Source organism: Dysgonomonas sp. UBA7630, assembly GCF_002483985.1.
GTDB lineage: Bacteria > Bacteroidota > Bacteroidia > Bacteroidales > Dysgonomonadaceae > Dysgonomonas.
On record NZ_DLIY01000019.1, the window covers coordinates 18102 to 41561 of the forward strand.

Genomic DNA, 23460 nt, shown 5'->3' on the forward strand with positions numbered 1-23460 from the left:
TTAACTTTTTGGAATGTTAATTACTATTTGTCGCGTATCTTCCGGATTATATGATTTCAGATCAGGATAATATTTAGCAAAATCCTCAAATGTTTCTGACACAATAGATATGTTAGAGTATTTGCTTGCAGCTTCAATAAAAGGTTTTAGATTCTGATTGGTTTCATCAATATTTCTATTAATAATCATCAATTGAAAACTTGGATTTTGTTCTAAGGCTTCAATGATAGCTGTTACAATATGCTTATCTCCGAAACTAAATCCTATTGTAATAAGAAAAACATTTTCCTCTCTTAAATTTGCCTGAAATCTTGACATCATCTCGAAATAGGGTTGTTCATAAGAACTTTCATACTTCGATTGATGTGGGTATATCATCAATGGATTGGCTGGATTTTCTTTTTGTACAATTCTATGATCTTGTTTTTCCCAGTTAACAGAACCATGTAATTTATATAAATGGAAAACTTTCTGAATAAAATTATCTTCTTCTTTTACTCGACTTTGGTTTCTGGAAACAATATCGTAATCATAATTTCGTCCACTGAAAGTTCTTGGTTGGGAAAATGAAAAACCATCAATAATTACAAAATTGCTTTCACAAGCTGCTTGTTCAAACATCAAGTCATAATTCAATGTAAATAACTTAAATCTGGGTAAAGTAACTTTGCGTTTTGTTATCTTGTTCAAAAGAAGCATATGAGGTGAATTATCAGGCAAATCCAATTGGCAGGCTTCCTTTATAAAAACTTTAATCTTATTTACACAATCTTCAATATCAATATCAGTTTTAGAGACATAAGGGATCGCAGGTGTTGACATAGACAATACCTTTTCTAAATTCTTAACTATAGAACCATCTTCATTCTTCTCTTCGTAACCAATTGTTTGTAATAGCTTAGTGAAAATTTCCGTGGACAAGAGAGCCTCGGCATCGTCCCATAAATTAACCATCGATTTACCTAGCTTGCCATTTTTCCCCCAACCAATAGAAGAACCAGCACCTGTAAGTAATAACAGATTTTCGAATTGATTATTCAATATTTGAGAATATTTATTTCTCTTTGTTGCAATAGCATAGTCTATTCTGTTATCAGAACTTTCCTTAAAATCGTGAAGTTTTCCATCAATATATACCTTCACATTATTAGGATCACTATCATCATATGCTACCTTGCTATTATTATTGAGTAAAATAAGCTTCATATTCTCATTTTATTATTGGTTTTAAACATTTTCCCCAAAACTACAGTTCTGCAATTCATTAATTGAAATACTTAAAAAATCTAGATAATATTTCTAAATGATATTGGAAATTAACTCTCTTAACTTTCGACTTTAACAACAAAAGCATAATCTATTCCAACTTCAAGTAAATACAATTCTTTTATTTTTACTCAACTTTTCAATGTATTTTTCATAATATGTTTTGAATTATTAAGATTTATCTTAATAATTCAAAATTAAACAAAATAATGTAACATTTGATAATGTTAAGTCCTGATTTTCATATTTATCTCTCCACGAATGAACTGTAATCCAATAAAATGACCGATCCAAAGCCTGAGCATGTTTTCCTTAGCAGGAAAAGTTTTGTTTTATTTACCTCTACTGCCATATAGTGGAAGTTGCTGGATAAAAAAATAGTTAATTGATAAGATTCTTTAATTTATACATGTAAACTGATCCGTATGAGAGTAGATGAAAAAGTAATTACCAGAATATCGTCTATGACTTGCCATACCGAAAAGAAAACAATAATTCCGGTTTCCCATTTTGCACCCTCTTCATCCAGAGTATCTCACTTCGCACTATATCCCTTTGGCAAAAATACATGGATAAGCCACGCGGTCAAATTCAGGCTCTGCGAGTTTAGGTGAAAATACTTCCCCTGCGTTATCTCTTCGGGAAAGTATTCCCTCCTAAAAATTTGACGCTTGGCTTTCTTCATCTGCAAGGCCAAAGGGACATAGCATGCGAAGCCGACATCCGACGCATAGGATATAAGAGCCTGCCCAAGGTCAACAGCAAACAAAAAAGAGGGGAACAAAAGCTGCTCTCCTCTTCCTCTGCATAAGACCGGATTGTTATAGTATTCCTTTTTTCGACTTATAGCCGAAAGGCGTTGCGGTAGTTCTCATCCAATAATACCCAATGCAGAACCTTACTGTCTATCTGTGTTTTAGGTTAAAACAGCCTTGCCAATTAAGTATTCTACAGTTTTTTATTCCCTTTAAGTCCGATTTTTTTAAGTTTTGTAATATTACAAAAATATCCACTTATTTTTAATAGTTTTCCGTTATTGCCGGATACAGCCTATGTTATTTAAACGAACAACTCACCTTATCCCCCGACTTTTCCTTCTTGGAATTTGAACCCGTTCTTTTTTATCAGCCTTATCCAACAGACCAAAACATTTGTTTTCTTCCTGGGTCATAGCTGACAAACGGGCTGTAATATCCTCCCATTTAAAGTCTTTACCCAAAAGGTCTATCTTTTCCGTAAAACGGATGTCATCATAATAACTAAGCCCTTTGGCTGCACGATAGGGGTTTGTCTGCGGATATTTTGTTCCGAATGCCGTCAGCATTTCTTTCAGGGATAAATATCCCGATAAATAAGCCACATCGATAAAGTCTTTCAACCGGGTACCATTGTCGGCAATAGCCGATAGTTTCATCGCTGCAATATCCTTCAGACTGTATAAACGTATACCATCATCCTGTATTCGAGCTTCTACATCCGGATAATCGTGACGGATAAAATCCAGTTTCACACCGTTCACTTCACCTTTCAGGCTGAAACCTTCCCTGAAATCGCCTCTGAAAGCATATTTATCCTGCAAGTATTTTTCAAGCCATGAAGGGTTGAATTCTTCTACAGTAAATAAATCCAGATCAATACTTTTCCTATGTCCGATAAGCAATGACAAAGCAGTACCTCCGGCCAATGAGAATTGATCGAATACGGTATCACTCATAATAGATTTTAAGAGTTCATAAGTGCCTGTCTCGACTGTTTGCGTATGTAACATTTGAGATCCTCCTTCTTTAAGTTAAAAGCAGTACAAACAAAAGCAATATCTTTATCGGAAAGGATCAATACTTCATCCCGTATGATTCGTCTGACACCATCCATTCCCCCGTAAAGAGCGAATAGGGCATAATAATCCTCATCCCAGCCTCTTTCTATGACACGCTCTACTACCAGGGCCCGCATATACTGCCAGTCAAAACTGCAAAGGTCATATTCCCACAATAAACTGTGCCTTACCTTTGGCTGGTGTTTGATTTGTTCTTTCCAGTCAGACCACATACTGCATTTTTTTATTTGTTAGAACAAAAATAAGTATTTCTATCCGAATGGAATCTATTATAAAGAGTTAATTACTATTGTCATGCTGCTTCTATCCATGATTAAACAAAATTGATTAAATAATGATCCTCTTATTTATCCGTCCACGAATGAACAGCAAGCCGGTAAAACACCAAAGCCGGAGCCCTGACGGGTTTTCCTGAATAGAAAAAGCTTTGTCTTATTTACCATTGCTTGCTGTGTGGTAAAAGTTACCGGATAAAAAAGAAAAAAATAGTTGGGTTTGGGCTAGCTTAGTCCACATCTGAAGTTCACTGCCATCCTTTACGGTAGTTTTCCTCCAATAGCTTCTGTATATCGCTTTCCCGATAAAGTACCTTACCTCCTAATTGGATATAAGGTATTTTCCCAGTTGTGCGGTAATCCTGCAAGGTTCTTCGACTGACCTTTAGCCTGTCCGATACTTCAGGATCGCTCAGAAAACGTTCCCCGTTTAGTGTCGGCTTGCATCCTGTCAGCGCGGCTTCGATCTTGTCCAGCATCCTGTCCAATGAACTAAAAAATCTTTTTATACGATCGTTTTCTCTTGTAATAATTTCATTGCTCATACTACTTTGATTTTAATTTGTTAATAACTGCTTCTACATCTTCAGGTTTGTAGAATATTTTATGGTTAATCTGGGTATAAGCCAGTGTACCATTATCCCTGTAGGTTTGCAGGGTACGTTTCGAGATGTTAAGTATCCGGCATACATCCTGATTATCCAGCCAGCGGTGAAGACCTTTGTCCTGATGATCGCCACACAGGTTTTCCACTTTCCCGATAAAGGCTTCAAAACGGTTCATCATCGCTTCAAAAGCTCCGGCTTCAATGTTTATTACTTCCATATAAATTCGTTTTTAATTAATAAAATTCGTTTACAATCGCAATATATACTACTAAATGGTAAGTTTTTCCTGTGTGACGTCATTTGTCGCTATTTGTCGTAATTTGTCACCTTTGCACATTCTGTCTTGTCCTGAAAATGGTTGACAATAAAAAGTGTAAACCAATGGACGGACAAAAGAAAGAATTAATTCAGTAGTGTTTTCCTGGTTTACAGCCTGATGGTAGCCAGTGGCTCCAGTTTGGAAGCCGATGGCATTGCCATTGGATTTATTCTATACCATATAGATCATATAATATAATTGAAAATCAGCCCACGAAAATTAATCTGTGGGCTGATTCTTATTGTCTATCCCGATCTTATCTATTCCTAATTCTTTACCGGAATATGCTTATTGTCTTATAAACTTGCGGTATGCTTCATTTCTGACCGACTCATAAGGGCTGCTGTCTTCTATCCGGTCCAGTGCCAGCAGGATGCGTTCCTGGGCGCGGGGAATACGGGTGATCAGTTGTTCGAAGAAATCTGTATTGCATAGTTTAAAAGCTGTCTCTACCGAAATTTTCCGGCCTTCATCTCCAACCTCTTTTCCGGTAGCCAGGTTTGCCATTGTTTCAAGATCATCCCATATCACCCCGGAATCTCCCTGATCCATCATCCGTGCGCGGGAGATGGCATAGACAAGGTTTTTATGCATCAATGCTTCCAGCAGATCCTTGCTGACAAGGGAACGGGCTACGCTTACACGCAGCTCATAGCTGCTCTCTTCGATATAATGTGAGGCTTTTCTTAATTTCTGGGATATAAAGCCGGCTGCTATCCCAGATAGCTTTACCAGTTGTTTCTTCACTGCTTCATATAGATCCGATGCCATACTGCGATGCATATCCACGAATGCCTTTCGAAGCGATGGACTGCTCAGAAACAATCCGGTCCATAGCCACAGATTTATCACTACAAGTGTTTTTATAAATGTATCCATTATTCTGTCGGATTAAGATTGTTTGTACGGTAAATAGTATCGATATCCTCCCTGAAGGTTTCGAGGTGGTTCAGGATGATATTTTCCACATAGCTGCTGATCGTGGCTTTGGATTCATCCATCAGGTGGACAATACGCATCAGCCTGCGATGGGTGGCAGCCGTAATATAAAGTGGTTTACGATGGGTAAAATCCACCCGTACAAAAAACACATACTGATAGTTATCCTGGGTTTTACGTTTTTTCTTTCCGGGAATTTTAGATGAAGGCAGTTCTGTTGATATCGATGTTGTTGATGCAGGTGGATTATCCGGTTTTGCATCCGGTTCCATCTTCACAGGATCTGAACCATCCGCTACTACATCGACAGGTATTGTATCTACAGGCTCTGCTACTTTTTCTTCCTGCCCTGTTTTGTGTACAGGCTGATCCAGATCGATTCCTTTATGTGCCGATTTGAGCAGGTCTTCGTATCTATTTGTTGTTTTATCTGCTGCCATTAGATCAGAGGTTTTAAGTGAATAATTTCCAGTATTTCATCGACCAGCAGATCCAGGTTACTGCCTTTGATCAGGTTCTTATCAGCAGGAAAGATGGTGGAGAGAAAGACGGCATCGCTGCCCTCCAGAGATTGCTCCTTGTCGTAGCGAACGGATTGGGGAATGGCTGTATGCATCAGGGATAAACCGAATTCCCGGATAACGCCTTGGTAATGGGTGAGCCATTCTTTTTTGATACGCCCGTCGATACGGTTCCAGAATAAGTGGATGGATTTGAGGTTTATATCCGTATGTTCCCGTATCAACTCGCTGGCGGGAATAATAAACGAGAGGGTGCTTTCCATCGAGAGCCGGGAAGGAGACATCGGTACAAAGACATAATCCATGCCCATAAAAGTAGTAATCACACCCTCGTTGTTGATGGTGCCGGGCAGGTCGAAAAAGACCACATCATAAGCGGCAACCTCTTCTGATAAAAATGCTTGTGCTCTGGTTATAGCCTCTTCGGGCTTGGCACAGACAATCGGATAAGTTTGTTTACCCAATGATTCGAACAGCTCAATAGCTTTGGATTGGTAATGCAGGTTGGTCTCCAATTGACGAATCTCCCGTTTACGCATCTCATAGACACTGCACTGCGGATAGTCGCAGTCTATCACGGCAACATTCAGCCCCTTTTGGTAATGAAGGTAGCTTGCTGCCAGTACGGTGAAGGTACTCTTGCCGACTCCGCCCTTCTGGGTGGAGAAAGCGATAAATAAAGGTTTCTGTTTCATACGAATTGACAGTTTTAAAATTAGACATATTATTATTTAGAAAATTTTCAGTTTTTACTTCTTGATTGAAAGTTGTACGGATGACTATCAGATTTTAAAATCATCTTATTTTCAATAAAATACTAAAACGATCAACCTTTCATGTTGTAAAATTTTCAAGTCTTCCTGTTTCCAAATTACCAAACGACCAACTTTTCAAGTTTGATAATTACCGATTTGTCAAATCTGAAAGATTATCGGAAAAACAGCAGGTTTACCAACCTCCAATTTTTAGTGTTTTATATACAAATTGAAAATAATCTGTTTTTTAATCTGTAAAAACTGCACATTGTAAGTTTATCTGACTTTCAGATGCGAATATATAACAACTTATTTATCAGCACATAATACTCGTTTCTATTGCATAGAAAGACTTTGTTTTGCTCCAGAAAAGAGATGGGTTATGCCAGGTTTCGGCGAATGTGTTGTAAAAAAACAATATTTACTGACAGGGAAAACTTACCTGATTTTCCGGTATAGCAGATCGAAGCAGTTCGCACCGATATTTTTATGTCTGAAACAGTAATTTACAGCGAGTCCCCGCAGATAAATCCAATACGTATAAAGCATTGTATTTCAATGAATATTATTATTTAATTCGTGGTCTGTATTATTAAAATAACAGACTTATGAAAAGTAAAAAAGCACTATCAGCGGCCTCTTATCTAAGCCGCATTTTTAAAAATGATGTAACAATTAAATGTCCGGGATGTATGGTTTTATGTTCCGGAGGGTGTTTAACGGTTGCCGCCAATTCAAAAAATAAAGAGACTACCACCTCTTTATTTTTTTCTCGTCGTCAAAGGAGCAAGGTAATCGCACGGGTTACCCGAAAATCGCTACGCACATTTTCGGACAACCTTCGTGCATACCTTGCCCTTGCAGGGGGCTGTGACCACGCACTGGGCAGCCTGCGGATTTTGCTCCCGATGGTCGCAAAAAGTCCGGGCTGCAGGAGGGGACTCCACTGTATCTCCCGGTGGTCGTTTCCGTTACGCTTTGCTCAGATGCTAAAAGGATATGATAGTTTTCCATAACATGAAATAGAAAAGCTATGGAAAGTGAAAATAAATTGAAAGCAAAGGTTCTTCGTGGGAGACCAAAAAAGGAAAAAGAGAAGTTGAATTGTTCTATCAATCTCAAATTGACAGAAAAGGATTTTACGTCCGTGAAACAGAAAGCTGAGAAACTGGGTATGAAAGCTACACAGTATGCTCGAGAAATGGTACTAAAGGGAAGTGTTAAACTTCGCTTTTCTCTGGAAGATTTGGATTTGATGCGTAAACTCTCGGGCATGGCTAATAACCTGAACCAGATAGCCAGACAAGCAAATAAATCAGGTCTTGCCAATACGGCGATGGAGGTAATAAGTATAACGACTAGAATCAAAAAGCTGCTGGATGATCGCTAAGAATATAAAAGGAAAGTCATTTAAGGGATGTGTCCAATATGTAATGAATGAGACGGCTGAACTACTCGAAGCGGAGGGAGTATGGGCTGATAATGCCAAAGATATGATCCGAAGTTTTGCGATGCAGCGATCAGGTAGAAAAGAGATAAAACAACCTGTTGGGCATATCCCTATATCGTTTGCTCCTGAAGACAAAGAGCGGATGACAAATGATTTTATGGTACAACTGGCTAAGGAGTATATGTTGGAAATGGGTATTAAGAATACGCAATATATTATTGTAAGGCATCATAATACCGAGAATGAGCATTTGCATATTGTGTATAACCGTATTAACAATGACTTAAAACTGATATCTGTCAATAACGATTATAAGCGGAATATCAAGACCTGTAAGAAGCTAAAGGATAAATACAATCTGACTTATGGCAAGGGAAAGGATCAGGTGAAAAGAGAGAAACTCAATGATCCGGATAAGGTGAAGTATTATATCTATGATGCGATAAAAGCTGTTTTACCGACTTGTAAAACTCCTGCCGATCTACGATTTTCTCTAAAAAGATATGGTATTGAGCTTGAATATAAATTCAAACGGGGTACCAATCAGATTGAAGGTGTATCGTTCCGGTATAACAATATTGCTTTCAAAGGATCACAAATCGATCGAAAATTCAGCTTCGGAAAGCTAAAAAAGGTATTTGAGGAGAATATTAAATTACTACAAGAACAGGCGAAAGGAGAGCAAAGCTATGCTTTGAAAGAAAAGGAAGAGGCAATAAGGGAGCCGCAGATACAGGAAAAACAGCCCCCAAAAGTACAATCTCAAACTGAAAACAAACCGGAGGTACACATTATAGGTGGGGTTAAATTAACACCAGAGCAGTGGCTAATTCTGGAAGAGGGTGGCTTTATATATCTGGAAGGTCTTAAAAAGAAGGATGGCAGTGGAAACTTTTCTTCCTATGTATTCCTTAATGATGAAAAGGACAAAGCTTTTTCGTCCAAGGAAAATCCAGATGAGCTTGTTAAATATGGCAGGTATGAGATGCGCATCAGGGATAAAATACTCATAGAAAATGGCTTTAGAACTAAGGCCAAAGTTAAGTGGTGCGGTGGTATTGATTTTCAATATCCGTACCTCTGGAAAGAAAATAGAGAGGATACTGAATACAAAGTGTCATGGGGTGATCCGAGGGTATCGAAAGAGAATAAGGAAAATAAACAGCAAAAAGAGAGTCAAAGTCAACAACCAATGAGAAAAAGGCCAAGACAGAAACTAGGCTGAACTTTCAAAATGGTATAGTATAATTGCAGGAGATATAGGGCTTGTCTAAAAGACTAAAGGTGCTTCTTGGAAGTATATAAGTATATTATCTTGATAAGATTGAGATACTACCTTAAATATTAGATTTTCTATTCAGTTTAACTATATTTGTACTCTCATTAATATCTAAGATGAAACTATTCTTTTATTTGTTTTTATTAACCTTCTTGTGGAGTCTAACACTTTGTCTATATTCGGCGAACCAAGGTTTTCCATCTGATGGAAAACGTCCGGATTGGTTATCTGATAAATTGCCTGTTCCTTCAAATAATACCTTCTATTATCAGATATCATCGGCTAAGGCTTATAATCTCGATTCGGCTCGTAATGGGGCATTTAAGGAGCTTATAAACTATATAGATCAAACTAATAATATTAAAATAAGTGGTGAGATAATTACAACGTCTTCTTCTATTCAAACAGAAGATAATGTAAATGAGATTATTAATAAAGAATATTCTTATAAATACAAAATAGACTCCGAAGAGCTTTTTGTCCATTTTCGAAAGGTTGATGAGTACTGGGAAGCCGAGAAAACTAGTGATGCTAAAACAATATATCATTGCTATACTTTATATATGGTAAGCAAGAACCTGGAAAAGCCTTTATTCGATCATGTAAGTTTTTCTTATAAATATGGTATGAGTGCTTTGTGGCGTTCGGCTTTGGTTCCGGGTTATGGACAAATATACAAAGGTTCTGCTACAAAAGGAGTAAGTATATTAGGTGGAGAAGTCGCACTGATTACAGGCATAATCTTAACAGAAAATACGAGATCCAGTTATCGACGCAAGGCAAAAGAAACGTTTGACGTAAATAAGATAAAAAATTATACGGACAAAGCTGATAATTACGAAACAGTACGGAATGTCTGTATTGGAGGTGCTATTGCTCTTTATATATATAATGTGGTTGATGCTGTCGCAAGTAACGGAAAAAAAAGAACTATGACTAATAAACGAATAGCTTTTACTCCTACATTCAGCACTGAGCATAATGGAATATCTCTTTCTCTTGCATTCTAAATATACAGTTGAAATACTATGATTTTTAATAAGCTCCGAATATCCTTAATTATAATATTAACGATGATATCATGTGTCAAGACAGATCCCGATATCTATGGGAATATTTATGGAACAGTTTCCGATATGGAAACCAATGAGCCAATACAAGGAGCAGAAGTGACCCTGTCGCCCGGAGGAAAAACTGTTGTAACAGGAAGCGATGGGAGGTATGAATTTAATACGCTCGAAGCAGGTCAGTATACTCTATCTGTTACTAAAATAAAATATCAGACCAATACAAAATATACGACCATTAATCCGGGTGTAACAACTAAAGCCGATATAGCTTTACAAACCGGAAAAGGGAATCTTTATGTAGACAATAAAGAAGTCGGATTCGGAGTTGATTTGACACAGAAAGTCTTAACTATACAGAATAAGGGTGTAAATACCCTTAATTGGTCTATTTCGACAGATAGTGAATGGATTTCAGAGATCAATCCATCGGAGGGTTCTATCAACGCCAATTCAAGTTCATCCATTACAATTAAAATAGATCGAAGTAAATTGACCAATCAAGGAGTCTCTGAAAGCCGATTGTTGATAATCTCTGATGCCGGAACTGAAGAAATTCTGGTAACAGTAAATAAAACTAATAATCAAACAAGCGATATAATTGTCAGTGATGGATTAGTTACTTACTATAATTTTGATAATGATTTACTGGATCTATCAGATTACAATAATCATGCTCATACGGTTAACAATCCGGAGTTTACAACTGATACACCGAATAGTAAAGGAAAAGCTCTAAATCTGTCGGGGGCAAAAAAGCAATATCTAGTAATACCGTCAAATCCATTAGCCAAAACAGATGGTTATACTACATTGAATGAATATACGGTTTCTTTCTGGATAAAAGGAATATCAACAGGAATGATATTTTCTCTGATTGATTCGCAAGAATCTTCATCACTTCCATATTTTTATGTTAAAGATAATGCTTTCAATATTGGAATAAAAGGCAATGGTACAGCAGAAACAATTCTTTTTGGAAGTGGAGTAAATGATTTGCAAAATGGCTTGTGGCATATGGTGACATATACGACTAAACAAGGCATTCAGAGCTTGTATATAGATTCTGGTCTTTGGTCTGAGAAGAAAGTCGCGTATCCGACCTATCAGTTAACTACAAAAAATCCTATTCATTTTGGAGGAGATGGAGGTTTCCCGAATTATAGAACAGCCTCAAGCTTCATTATCGATAACATTCGCTTTCACAATATAGCTATAACACCGAATCAAATAGAACAAATATATAATAGCGAGAAATAAGCCCTGATATGAAAAGATTGAGATATTATTTTTTTATTCTATTAATAATTTCGATTAGTTCCTGTAAGACGAAGTCTGTATCTTCCTCAAAAGATACAGCGGTTAATAATCCTTGTCGATGTTATACAGAGAAAGAAAGTAATATAATATCTTATAGCGCTGTTGGAGAGAGCATCGACGAAATGTACTCGAAGACCAAGGCGTTGAGTGATGCCCGCATCGGTTTGGCTGCGCTTGTGCAGTCGAAAGTTTTATCCATTGGCAATAAATTTCAGGAGTCTGACAACTTAAACCAGACAGAAGAGCTGAAAATAAAACGAAGAGAGGCTACACGAATAGCTGTAGAACAATCTCTATCGAATATGAAAATTGTCTGTGAAGAAACGATAAAAATAGAGACGGGAACTTATAAAACTTATATTTGTCTGGAGGTTAAAGTCGAAACAATAGAAAAGGCACTTCGCTCTTTTCATCAACTTTGATTGATAACATGCATAGTTATTGAATAAAAGGTATTACGGAGACTTTATTTTTGTCAAGTTGCTCCATCACATAACCAGCTTTGCATTCTTTGCTAGACGGGTCGCAGATCATATACTTTTTACCCTTGAATATTTTATTATAACCGGTCTGTTTATTATCGAGGTAGATGCCCGTCGCAACATGTTTATCAAACTCAAACAATACAACATCCAAATTGAGAATTTCTTTAGCGATTCGGGCAAAGAAAATTGCCCTGTCTTCACAATCAGTATATCTTTCTAAAGGAGTTTGTTCTGCAAACAATGTCTTCTCGATTGCGTCTTCCTTATATGAGAAAGAGTGGTAAAACCATTTCAGTAATTTATCAACTTTTTCTGTGTTATTCTGTGGTGATACTTTAAGGGGCTGAAGTGCTATATCCAATGATTTTTTTAGTTCAAGACTTAGCGGTGTATTTAGATACACCGAGAGTTCGGTATTGGGGTATGTATTATAAAAATCAACCAAAGCCTTTGTACACCTTATATGTGAATTCATTTCTATATAAGGCGAATTTATTTTTCGTTGTATAATTGTTGATACTAAACTGGGGTTTCTTTTAATATGCAGATTTAGATCTCTATTCGCTAAACTGAAATTTTTCTGATAAGAATATATTTTATCATCTTTTTTAAAAGTTATTTGCTTTGATAACGGTTCTATGTAGTATATCTTATTTTGAATATCTATGCGATTTTGGTTGAATATTTCTGACGTAAAAGGCATAAGTAATACCAAGCGGCCTTTATCGATATCTGTATTCCGCCCAGTTCGCCCAAGTTTGATATCATACCCTATATGAGTTAAAATAAAACTGTTGAATAGTGATTTATTATTTTCTTCATTTTCTGAAAATAATTTATTTGAAAGGTCATTGATCAGGTAATAGATAGCCCAGTCATTCAGATTAAATTGTTTTCTTATCGATTGTATATCTAAGATTGTCCTTACAAAATCGGATTCGCTAAGGGCTTTCCATCCTTTAGCAACTTCACTTTCAGATAACGATTTTAATTTAATTATTATTAATGGATCTATTCTTACAGAGAATCTGTTCTCGAAAAAGTTCAACGAAATGGTATTGTAAGGTGTATTCTGAGATTTGGCAGGATAACTAAGGTCGTCTTTGTCAGGAGTGAATGACGCATTGGTAATTCTTAAATCTGAAGATTGTTTTGTCCTTTCTGTCCCTTCCAATACAGAAAATGCAGTCCATTCTTGTTCCAGATACTTATAAAAGTCTTCATCCATTTTTTTTGTATAATCAATAAATTCATCATCAAGTCTATCTACATAGGCATTGAATGTTGAATCCATTGATGCGAATATGTCGATCTGTCCATAGGCTCCAGTTAAGCAAAAAAAGGACACTGAAAATAGAAGAAAACGTAACCTCATAATATATGCAAATATACCAAAATTAACTTATCTTCGTGATAGGAATAAAAAATCAAAGGGAAGTGCTGTTCGAAGACTGTGTCAAAGAAATTATAACGAAAGAGGATGAGAGATACAAACTTCTATCAGTATCTCTGCTATCTTCCAAAACTGATATTATTAAACATATAAGTAAGCGTAAAGATCTACGACAAATAAAAGAGAAATCATCTTTCTCCGAATTGCGAAAGAAAATTATAGAAGTTCTCTATTCCGAATATGTTACTGCTCAGAAAATTGATTCTTTCTTTTCGGATGAAGCTCTTTTTAAGGATTGGATTATCCGCATTTCTAAAGATATATTGAAACGGTTGCGATTGCGGTCAAATTCATCGGCAACTATTGATAAGGACTTAGACCCTAGTCCATATACAATAGCATTTATTGTTTCTCGAACCTTCATATACGAGTTGATAGATTGGAATAAATATCAATCCCGAACATTTAATACTCCTGAATCTATTGAGTCCGATCTAGCATCGGTATATGCTCTCAGGTATCCTATAAATATTGAGGTACTTCTTGAGTTACTTAAAAAAGATGATGGGGATTTATGGAAAGTATTCAGATATGTTATCTATAAAATTACAGATGTTGTTGCATATAAATATCTATATAAACTTAATAATAAAGATGATTTAAGGAGCGAAGCATGGATAAGATCGAATGAAAAGATATATAATCTGATTCTTTCGAACAATACCCCGAATTTCGAAACCGGCATTCATTTGAGAAATTATATATGGAGAATCAGTGTGAATAATCTGGCTAATCTCATTAAGAAAAAGAATATTGTGACAAATCACATTGAAGATTTGAATGATATTGATAAAATATTGTCAGCAGATTGGGGAGAACCGACTTCAGATAATTTTTCATTTTTTGATATTGATATCAATAATTTGGAAGATATCAAATTGGGGTTAGTTAATGTTTTGTTCAATAAACCTGATGGAATATATGAGTCGATATCGAAGGGCATAGATGATAAAATAGATATTTTACTACAACATACCGATGGAAAATCTTATAAAGAACTTGCCGAAAATATATATGGTAGTAACTTATCTGCGAAAGAACAGAAACAATGCGAAGATAATCTTCGACAAGGCGTTTCTCGAGTAAAGAAAACATTGGTGGATCGGTTTAAAGATTTGATAAGTAAAAAACTAGGAGATGGAAAACGGTAATTGTAAATATACAGATAATGATATTTGGAACTATTATTCCAATCTATTATCGCGGAATGAAGAGGCTGATATGCAGGAACATATTCTTGCATGCGATCATTGTAAACAAAGGCTGCATCACCTAAGAGGTATTGCAGAGTCTTTAGATGATAATGAAGATACAGATATGTCATCTAAAGAAGAGCCTATAGGTATCAAAAAGAAATACTCTATGAAGCGATATCTGGTTTTAGCAGCTTCTGCTGTTGCTGCAATAGTCTTATTATTCCAAATAATATCTCCGAATAAAGGAAAGAATCCGGAAGATACTGAACATCCGATATATAATACAGAAAGCCCGTCTTATAGTAAGGGAGATACTTTAACTTCGGATAGTACAGATGTCGTGTTCGAACTAGATACTTTATCTATCGATCAGTAGATGTTGCCATTAAACAAGTCAATCAAGTACATATTCAGATCATCATCTTTTTCAAGTTCCAAATCTGCTTTAATTGTTGATCTATGTTTACGTATAGTCTGATCTACAATATTGTAACATAATGATATATGTTCTTTTTTCATTCCTATTCCGAAACAGATGCAGTATTGTATCCGAAGGTCATTAAAGTTTCTATTTTTTAGAATAAAGATAGAATCCCTATCTATCGTTTCAAGTTTGTCTAAATATTTTTTCTGATCGTCGGGGTAAATCAATAATTTTTCTCTAACTAAAGAAGAAACTTTCCTTACGAGAATATTCTGATCCTCTTGTATGTTCTCTCTCGCTTCTTCATTCTGCATTTGTAGTTTAGCCTCAGATTTTTGTAGCTTCACAATTGTTTTTTGCTTCAAATTTACCAACTTAATGACGCGTTTCCATTTAATTGCTAAGAAAGCACCTATAGCTATTAGCAGACAAAGAATTGATAAAAAAAAGATTATCTGTTCTTGGTGTTTTATCTGGTTTTCTTTTTTTTCTGTCTCATATTTGACCTGTATATCAGATATTATTTGATACTTTTCGTTATCCAATATCTGTTTTCTGTACTTAAGCTCCTCTTGCTGATATAGAAAGGCTTCTTTATACTCATTTAAATCCATACAGACTTCAGCCAGATTATTATATAAATCTGCATACATAACTAGATTTTTGGAGACAGACCAATTATTCATTAATTGGAGTTGACCTTTCATAATATCCACTGCATCTTTTATTCTATTTTGCCCCTTGTATATCTGCCCCTTAACCCATAAGCAGTTTACTTGCATTACGGTATCTGTTGGGGAAGCTAAACTAATAGCACTATCAACCAAAGATCCTAACTGGCTATAGTCGACCTCTTCTTTTTTCAACGAATTTACAACAAGGTTAAGATAGTTATATGCTATTTCTTCCGGTCTAAGTTCCTCTTTTAAATCTGATTTAAATAAATCAATTACTTTCTTATCTAGGATAATAGCCGAATCCAGATAACATTCTTTTAGCTTATTCTGGTAGAGAATAGAATAATAGAAAGCCTGAACTCGTGTATAAGCGACATCTATTGATAAATTTTTGTCTGCTTTGCTTACAATATTAGCCATTCTATTTCGGGCAATTTCCAGATTAGAAAGGTCTTTTTTTTGAATATAACTAAAAGATATATTATGTAATATATATATCGCCCTTAAGTAGCCTTTCTTCGATTGCTCATAATAGCGAATCGCTTCATAATAATGCTTATGAGCATTTGTTTCGTCTAACATCATATTATAATAGTCACCCGATACATAATGGTATAAAGCGATTGTATTATTATCGTTTGCCTTTTGTAAAAATATAGTTGCAGAATCCAAAACTAGTTTAGCGTGACTAATATCTCCAAGAAATATATCATTATGAGCGATTCGGGAATATAATTCACAGAGAGTATAATCCTTTTTTTGTCTTTTCGCATCCCTTAATAATATGGATAATACTTTCTGCTGTTTCAATAATTCTAATCCGGATATCTCTTCTAACAAATTATACTTCTTATCGAATGAAATTTTAGAATTTTCTAATCTATCAGTAATTGAAGAGTATTCATCAGCTTTTAGTTCAATCGGCGTGATGAATAATAAAAAGAATATAGAAACAACGAAAGAGATGGATTTTGCGGACATAAAATCATAGAATTAGAATCTGTTATGCAAGGCAAAGATTATTTATAGAACAAATTTAAAAAAAATGAGATAAAGCTGTCACAAATATTCAAGGTTATTACCAATTCATATGAGTTTAATTAAAAAATCAATTCATATGAAAAAGAAATTATTTTCAATTTGCATTCTTGCTATCACTTTTTTGAGTTTTACAACAAGTCCAGCTGATACTTCAATCGGGAGACAGAATGAAATTTCTATTATTCCCCCTATTATTATTCGTCCTCCAGTAAATAAGCAAAAATTGATGTATCATAATACCCTCTTTATAGACAAATCAACATTTGTAGACAGCAGTTTTGAGGCGTAAAATATAATTTCGGAAATAAATTAACTAAACATCAAAAGCCATGTCAGAATATCAAGAAATTGAAGAACAGCAAAGCAGAAAACCTCTTATTGAAATTTATAATGAGTATTATATCAAAGCTCCTTTAGGAAAAAGATTCTTAGCGATATTCATAGATATCCTAATAATTACAGGCTACTTTATTCTCTCGTATCTAATTACATTAAGATTGCTTATATCTTCTATACCTTATTATTATACGAATAATTACAGTGCTCTTGAGTTGTATTTCAATCAGGGCAATATTAAAGATAACATTGAAACCAACTGGTACATTGTGTTTATAATATTTGTGTTACTGCCCCCACTCCTTTATTTTCTGATTAAAGATGGTTTAGGGCAAGGTCAGAGTCTTGGTAAAAGAATAGTAGGATTACAGGTAATTTGTCTGAAGAATAATATCCCTTGTACAAAGTCAAAATCTTGCTTGAGAAATCTTATTTTATTACTACTGAGTATAATAGCGCTTATCCCTTTTATGGGATGGTTTGTTGAACTTATAGCAGTTATAGCGAACAAAGAAGGTAAGAGACTGGGAGACATGATAGCAAAGACACAAGTAATCAGTAAAAATCCATAAAGTAAATTCCATGAAAACATTCACTCAATGTGCCCTCTTATTCATAATTCTCCTATTAGTAGTGGGCTGTTCAAAAAAAACAACATCAAGCGAAGATATCGAAAGAGGGAAAAAAGCATTTGCCGAATTTTACCAAATGGACGCAGATACCTGTATTCAACTGGATAGTGTACACTTTTTATTCACGAAAATGTTTGAAAGACCTCGACAGGGTGATGGAGACTCAGTGTATGTTTATATACTTAAGGTCAATAATAATGAATGGTCTCCCTTGCTTTCTAAAGGATTGATGCGGGGCATGTCTTACCCTCCTGTCGTATCTGCCGAGGTTGTAAGTCTTGAAAACAAAGAATATCTATACATGGAATATGACTTTGGGGGAGGAAGTATGGGGAATAATGACACAGACTTTATCCTTTACGATCTTAAAGATACGAATAATGAATACACGCTATCCTTTGAATACTATCCACCCGATGTTGATGGTACTTCATCTGTAGCACCCAGTGAAAATTTGAAACGAGGAAGTACTTTGTTTACATTTCTTTATGATAAACTCCAAAGTAACGAACTGTTTCTAAAAAATGGAGGTATAGCTAAAACTGAAGATACGCCTCCCATGTCGGGATGGAAGTGCTACAATTTGCTCGGCCGTGTGAGGTCCGTGAAATATGCAGACGGTACTTACTTAGAATTCAATGTGGATGGAAATTTGACTAAGAAAACTACCGTGTGGGTCTTCGAAGATGGAAGCAAGCATATAAATACAGTGACCAATATTTATTCAAGTTTGAATGAATATTCCAATGGTGGGGCATATGAATATAAAATCGAATATGGAAAGAATACAAGAAACGAAATAGAACAGGGAGGTGAATATTTTCGTGACAGTTTCACCTTTGACAAACAAGGGCGGCTTAGCAAATATCATCCAAATGTTGGTTTTGACGCTGTAACTATTGAATATAAATACAGAAGCGAATCAGACCTATTTCCCTACAAAGAGGTTGAGAATGCCGGATATGAAGGAGGAGGGGGCTCATCCTCCAAAGTTTCTACCTTCGAATATCTGAAAACAGATATGAATGGCAATTGGATGGAACGAAAGGTTGATTGCAAAATTTCAGGAGTGGACGAAGAGGACAAAAAAAGCTATAATACGACAACTTTCAGTGAGATACGAGAAATAACGTATTTCTGAGAACCAATAATTAAAAAAGATGAAACATATTAATTTATTGATTATCATATTGGCGACAAGTCTGTTTTGCTCTTGCCGACAGGAAAAGAAGGCCGATAATAATCTTATCCCAGTGAAAACAAATCAGGATGGATGGATCTTTATAAATCAGAAAGGAGAAACAGTTATAAAACCTGTACAGAAAATACATAAAGCCTCATTTTTCTACGACGGCATTTCACTTATCGAAATCGCAGATGAGATGTCGCAAACACTATCCTCTCCACTCACCTTTCTTAATATAAACGGTGAACTCATTAATAATAAAAAATACAAATACGCAACAATTTTTAATGATGGAATTGCTTGGGTCGTGGAAGAAAATGGATACCCTTCAGCTATCAATAAGAAAGGTGAAACTCTGTTTTCCTTGAAAAATAGTAAAAAAACAAAAGTCTTTTCAGAGGGACTTGCTCCTGTTTGTTTTAAAGAAGATGACATTGAGACTTGGGGCTATCTAAATAATAAAGGAGAAATGGTTATTTCGCCAATATTCGTTGCTTGCGACCAGTTTAGCGAAGGGTTGGCTTCGGCAACAATTGATGAAAAAGTAGGATATGGGTATATCGACAAAAAAGGCGAGTTTGTTATCCAACCTCAATTTTCAGTTACCTATATGTTTAATGGCGATGGATTAGCTGTAGTTGCAATAGGAGACTATGATAGAAAATACGGAGTAATAGACAAAAGTGGAAAATATGTTATTTCACCTCAGTATGACCGGATTGTACCCGACGGAGATCTGTTCATTGTAGAAGATTCCGGAGTATACGGTTGGCTGGACTCTCAAGGGAAAACTGTGATTAATCCTCAACTCAAAGGCTTGGGGCCTTTCAATGGATCTAATGTCGCTCCAGCATCTATTGATGGGTCTAAATTCGGATTAATTGACAAAAAAGGCACATATATCCTTAATCCTCAATATGGAAGTATATGTTCATTTATAGGCAACATAGCCCCTTTTTTAATGAGTGGAAAATACGGATTTATAGATAAAGAAGGAAAGATTGTTATTAATCCTCAATATACCGATATTGCCATCGATTACATGATGTGGGCTGTGGGATACGACTACACAAAACTATTATCTGTCGAAACCGACTATTGTGATATAGAATCTATTTGCAAAAATTTTGTAATCAATTCTAATAAAGGTACATTCAGAGGAATAGGAAATAATACAGTTTTTGCCAGTATTAAAAACCAATACAATAATTTATCCTATAATTCTGCAACTTCACGGAAATTCGATGATCCAATAGATTTGGGTAATGGAGTTTCTATAAAAAATATCGTTTTTGGATTTTCAACAGAATTATCAAAATCCTCTTACAATTATTATGAAGGAAAATATGAGACAATAGAGGCTAACGATGCTGATATAGAATCAATAGGTTATACTTTAACTATAGACCAATATTCGCGGGCAAAAAATAAAGGAAAGAGTATAGCCAAAGAAATTGCCAAAGCCATAAAGAATACATGTGGTATGACAATCCAAACAGAAGAAAATAAAGGTAGAGAACAAGTCGAGATAAGCCTAGAATCATCAGACATGGATGTTTCGATTACTGGCAATGAATCAAGAATAGCAATTATAGTATCATTTGATAAATAAAAAATAATGAGAATCTTAATAATCACAATACTTACAATGTTTACTCTATCTGCAAGTATATATGGACAGAGAAGGTCTATAAAAGACATAAAAAGTATAGAGGTGACTCAGCCTGAAGCAAAGAGAACACAAGGTTGTGACCAAGCTCTCCAGATCATCAAAATTACAATTGATACCGAATATACAAGAATTGATTTCGTATACAGGCCAGACAATCCGTATGGAGTTAATATTCCTCGACAGCCACATCTGTATCTGCAGATAAAAGCTGATGATGGGAATATATATAAAGCATTGCAAACCGGAGGTATGAAAAATTATGGCAATAATGTAAAACCCGATAAACCGGAATGGTTTTCGGTTATTTTCGAAAAAATGCCTTTTGATATAATTGCTTTCGACTTAGTAGAAGGAAAACCGATAGAAGGTGTATACAAGCTTCCTAAATGGAATTTTTATGATGTAAGGATAAAAACAGAAAAACAAATACGCGCCGAAATTAATCAACTAGAAAAAAAGGCTGAGAAAGGTGACGCAGACGCCGCATTTGAACTAGGACAGAAATATGAAATAGGAAAAGAAGTTGCACAAAATATAGACCAGGCTAATCAATATTATTTGAGAAGTGCTCAAAATGGGAATGTAGAAGCCAAAGAAAAAGTAGCATTCGCTTATTTTACAAGCGAATCAAGGACTATTACTACTCTAGAGTTAGCTACCTCTTATTTAATAGATGCTGCTAAAAACGGATCGGGTTCAGCTCAGGCTTACCTCGGAGGTTTATATGAAATAGGAGCTTCCTTGGAAAAGAATTTGGAGGAATCCGCAAAATGGTATGAGGCATCTGCCTATAGCGGAAATTCCTATGGTCAATTTTGGCTTGCACAAAAAAGCAAAAAAAACGGAGATTATGCATCTGCCGCACAATGGTATGGAAAGGCAATAGCACAAGAAGATTATATAACTCCATACGCTCAAAATTCACTAGGCGAATTATATTACTTTGGACGAGGTGTAGAACAAAGTTATGAAACTGCATTTCTATGGTTTCAGAAATCGGCGAACAATGGTCATTTAAACGGGAAAAGCAGTTTAGCTCATATGTATGAATATGGCTATGGAACCTCTCAAGACAACGAAACTGCCGTTGATTTGTATGAAGACATAATCGCGACTGTCGATAATGATGATTTGAAAAGTAGCTCATTGAATGCGCTGGGTAATATTTACTCACGAGAAAATAGTTTCTACAACTTGGAAAAGGCTGTAAATTATTATCAAAAAGCAATAACATTAAATAGTAATATATATTCTATGTATTCTATAGGTAAAATGTATAACGACGGTAAAGGTGTCCTTAAAAATCCGGCTAAAGCCAAAGAATATTTAGAGCAGAGTGCGCAGAGTGGATATAATGCAGCACAATATGAATTAGGCTTACTATATAAGGCGAGTAAAGACTTACAATCTGCACTCAAATGGTTTGAGAGAAGTGCTGAGAATGATTATGCTGCAGCTCAATACGAATTGGGTCTCATGTACTTTTATGGAAAAGGTGTTGCCAAAAATAATGGAACAGCAGCCCAATGGATCGAGAAGGCATATAATGCCGGAAACGAGGATGCAAAAAAGGTATGGAATGGATTAGAACTTTGGAAATATAAACAATGAAAAAGATAATTCTTGTTATAATTCTTTTTTTTATCGGGGTTATAACAACACTGAATGCTCAAAATATTATTTACAGTCCATCAATATCATCACGAACTGATAGTCGGACTACAATTAATTCAATTGAGCTAAATGATAAAAATAAAGAAATAATTATAAATATTATTTTCTCAAATAACTCTTCAACCTCAACTGGAATATGGATGGATTATAGAAAAGTTGAGCTAATGCAAGATGGGATATCTGTTGCCTGTAAAAGAATAGAAGGATTATCTCAACGAAGAATAATCATCGAAGGAGGAGATCAAAAACCACTTGCTCTAATTTTTGATGCATCATTATTTAAAGAAGACTCAACATTTGATATTATTGAGAGGGAAGCCAATGGTTGGACATTCCGTGGAATTCAAGGAATAAGATTTAATTCAGGTCGAATTGGCGAAGTTCGACGGGAAGTCGAACTTGGCGACAAATATGCATTGAATAAACTAGGTATGATGTATTACAATGGAGACGGAGTTCCTTTGGATTACGATAAAGCTTTAGAGTTATTTAAGAAAGCCGCTGAAAAGGGACTACCTGTTGCATATTCAAATGCCGGCACATCATATCTTTGGGGAGTAGGAACCGATATAAATGCCGAAAAAGCACGGCAATGGTTCGAAGCAGGAAGTAAGCTTGGAGATTCAAGTTCTCAATATTATTTAGCCACGATGTATAAAAATGGAAATGGTGTTTTGAAGAACCCAATAAAAGCAAAAGATCTATTTCTAAGAAGTGCGAATGCGGGACATATTAATGCTCAATATGAACTAGCATTGATATATAAACAGAATAATCAACTCGTAGAAGCTTTTAACTGGTTAAAAAAATGTGCAGGTGACAATAAAAATGCTCAATACGAATTAGGACTTATGTATTATTATGCAAAAGGCACAAATAAAAATAATCAATTGGCCGCATTTTGGGTTAAAAAAGCTTATGAAAACGGAAACAGTGAGGCGAAAAAAGTATGGGATGGATTAGAATTATGGAAATATGAAAATAAATAGCATATTAAGAAATATATAAAATTGCGTTTTGCTCAAACCCTCTTCTAAAGAAAATCAAT

The 23460-nt window shown here is 35.4% G+C and carries 23 protein-coding genes; 13 read left to right on the forward strand and 10 right to left on the reverse strand.

What is annotated here, in order from left to right:
* The 8 genes from B3P17_RS08180 to B3P17_RS08215 form a co-directional block, all read right to left on the reverse strand.
* Positions 1–1206, reverse strand: a complete 1206-nt coding sequence (locus B3P17_RS08180; protein ID WP_291031297.1) for an SIR2 family protein — start codon at positions 1204–1206, stop codon at positions 1–3.
* A gap of 1132 nt (positions 1207–2338) precedes the next feature.
* Positions 2339–2980, reverse strand: coding sequence for a nucleotidyl transferase AbiEii/AbiGii toxin family protein (locus tag B3P17_RS08185; RefSeq protein ID WP_291031294.1), 642 nt, complete (start codon positions 2978–2980; stop codon positions 2339–2341).
* An 8-nt stretch (positions 2981–2988) separates the two neighbouring features.
* Entirely contained in the window at positions 2989–3315 is a 327-nt protein-coding gene (locus tag B3P17_RS08190) for a DUF6922 domain-containing protein (RefSeq protein ID WP_006799146.1), read from the reverse strand.
* Between the two features lie 311 nt (positions 3316–3626).
* A complete protein-coding gene (locus tag B3P17_RS08195) occupies positions 3627–3923 on the reverse strand; it encodes a helix-turn-helix domain-containing protein (protein WP_006799145.1) in 297 nt (98 codons plus the stop codon).
* 1 nt (position 3924) lies between these two features.
* Positions 3925–4203 (reverse strand): helix-turn-helix domain-containing protein, encoded by a 279-nt coding sequence (locus B3P17_RS08200; RefSeq protein WP_291031293.1) that lies wholly within the window; start codon positions 4201–4203, stop codon positions 3925–3927.
* 390 nt (positions 4204–4593) lie between these two features.
* Complete coding sequence (locus tag B3P17_RS08205; protein ID WP_291031292.1) at positions 4594–5184, reverse strand: hypothetical protein; 591 nt, start codon at positions 5182–5184, stop codon at positions 4594–4596.
* Complete coding sequence (locus tag B3P17_RS08210; RefSeq protein WP_291105000.1) at positions 5184–5684, reverse strand: DUF3408 domain-containing protein; 501 nt, start codon at positions 5682–5684, stop codon at positions 5184–5186. Before B3P17_RS08210 ends, B3P17_RS08205 begins: the two co-directional genes overlap by 1 nt.
* Positions 5684–6460 carry a ParA family protein gene (locus tag B3P17_RS08215; RefSeq protein WP_291031287.1) on the reverse strand — a complete coding sequence of 259 codons (777 nt, stop codon included), beginning with the start codon at positions 6458–6460 and terminating at the stop codon, positions 5684–5686. Before B3P17_RS08215 ends, B3P17_RS08210 begins: the two co-directional genes overlap by 1 nt.
* 1093 nt (positions 6461–7553) lie before the next feature.
* Here B3P17_RS08215 and B3P17_RS08220 point away from each other — a divergent pair.
* The 5 genes from B3P17_RS08220 to B3P17_RS08240 all read left to right on the forward strand — a co-directional run bounded on the left by B3P17_RS08220 (position 7554) and on the right by B3P17_RS08240 (position 12058).
* Positions 7554–7910: a MobC family plasmid mobilization relaxosome protein gene (locus tag B3P17_RS08220; RefSeq protein WP_291031285.1), complete on the forward strand. Its 357-nt coding sequence runs from the start codon at positions 7554–7556 to the stop codon at positions 7908–7910.
* Positions 7900–9195, forward strand: coding sequence for a relaxase/mobilization nuclease domain-containing protein (locus B3P17_RS08225; RefSeq protein ID WP_291031283.1), 1296 nt, complete (start codon positions 7900–7902; stop codon positions 9193–9195). Before B3P17_RS08220 ends, B3P17_RS08225 begins: the two co-directional genes overlap by 11 nt.
* Positions 9196–9365: 170 nt before the next feature.
* Positions 9366–10259, forward strand: a complete 894-nt coding sequence (locus B3P17_RS08230; RefSeq protein WP_291031281.1) for a DUF5683 domain-containing protein — start codon at positions 9366–9368, stop codon at positions 10257–10259.
* Positions 10260–10322: 63 nt separating this feature from the next.
* A complete protein-coding gene (locus B3P17_RS08235) occupies positions 10323–11576 on the forward strand; it encodes a carboxypeptidase regulatory-like domain-containing protein (RefSeq protein ID WP_291031279.1) in 1254 nt (417 codons plus the stop codon).
* Between the two features lie 8 nt (positions 11577–11584).
* Positions 11585–12058 carry a hypothetical protein gene (locus tag B3P17_RS08240; RefSeq protein WP_291031277.1) on the forward strand — a complete coding sequence of 158 codons (474 nt, stop codon included), beginning with the start codon at positions 11585–11587 and terminating at the stop codon, positions 12056–12058.
* Between the two features lie 16 nt (positions 12059–12074).
* Here B3P17_RS08240 and B3P17_RS08245 read toward each other — a convergent pair whose 3' ends face one another.
* Complete coding sequence (locus B3P17_RS08245; RefSeq protein WP_291031275.1) at positions 12075–13415, reverse strand: hypothetical protein; 1341 nt, start codon at positions 13413–13415, stop codon at positions 12075–12077.
* Positions 13416–13531: 116 nt separating this feature from the next.
* Here B3P17_RS08245 and B3P17_RS08250 point away from each other — a divergent pair, with 116 nt between their 5' ends.
* Together B3P17_RS08250 and B3P17_RS08255 are read left to right on the forward strand one after the other, a co-directional pair.
* Positions 13532–14725 carry a hypothetical protein gene (locus B3P17_RS08250; RefSeq protein ID WP_291105003.1) on the forward strand — a complete coding sequence of 398 codons (1194 nt, stop codon included), beginning with the start codon at positions 13532–13534 and terminating at the stop codon, positions 14723–14725.
* Positions 14712–15146: an anti-sigma factor family protein gene (locus B3P17_RS08255; protein WP_291031271.1), complete on the forward strand. Its 435-nt coding sequence runs from the start codon at positions 14712–14714 to the stop codon at positions 15144–15146. Before B3P17_RS08250 ends, B3P17_RS08255 begins: the two co-directional genes overlap by 14 nt.
* Here B3P17_RS08255 and B3P17_RS08260 read toward each other — a convergent pair.
* The gene (locus B3P17_RS08260) at positions 15140–16852 is read right to left on the reverse strand and encodes a hypothetical protein (protein WP_291031269.1); all 1713 of its coding nucleotides are present in this window, start codon (positions 16850–16852) and stop codon (positions 15140–15142) included. The two genes, B3P17_RS08255 and B3P17_RS08260, sit on opposite strands and share 7 nt — an antisense overlap.
* Positions 16853–16988: 136 nt before the next feature.
* Between B3P17_RS08260 and B3P17_RS08265 the strand changes: the two genes are divergently transcribed.
* From B3P17_RS08265 to B3P17_RS08290, 6 genes are read left to right on the forward strand one after another with little or no spacing between them, the layout of a single operon-like run.
* Positions 16989–17201 (forward strand): hypothetical protein, encoded by a 213-nt coding sequence (locus B3P17_RS08265; protein WP_291031267.1) that lies wholly within the window; start codon positions 16989–16991, stop codon positions 17199–17201.
* A gap of 40 nt (positions 17202–17241) precedes the next feature.
* Entirely contained in the window at positions 17242–17820 is a 579-nt protein-coding gene (locus B3P17_RS08270) for an RDD family protein (RefSeq protein ID WP_291031264.1), read from the forward strand.
* A gap of 10 nt (positions 17821–17830) precedes the next feature.
* Positions 17831–19021, forward strand: coding sequence for a hypothetical protein (locus B3P17_RS08275; protein WP_291031262.1), 1191 nt, complete (start codon positions 17831–17833; stop codon positions 19019–19021).
* A gap of 19 nt (positions 19022–19040) precedes the next feature.
* Positions 19041–20678: a WG repeat-containing protein gene (locus B3P17_RS08280; RefSeq protein WP_291031260.1), complete on the forward strand. Its 1638-nt coding sequence runs from the start codon at positions 19041–19043 to the stop codon at positions 20676–20678.
* A 6-nt stretch (positions 20679–20684) separates the two neighbouring features.
* Positions 20685–22349, forward strand: a complete 1665-nt coding sequence (locus B3P17_RS08285) for a tetratricopeptide repeat protein (protein ID WP_291031258.1) — start codon at positions 20685–20687, stop codon at positions 22347–22349.
* Positions 22346–23401: a tetratricopeptide repeat protein gene (locus B3P17_RS08290; RefSeq protein ID WP_291031256.1), complete on the forward strand. Its 1056-nt coding sequence runs from the start codon at positions 22346–22348 to the stop codon at positions 23399–23401. The genes B3P17_RS08285 and B3P17_RS08290 overlap by 4 nt, the downstream gene beginning before the upstream one ends.
* Positions 23402–23460: the final 59 nt, after the last annotated feature.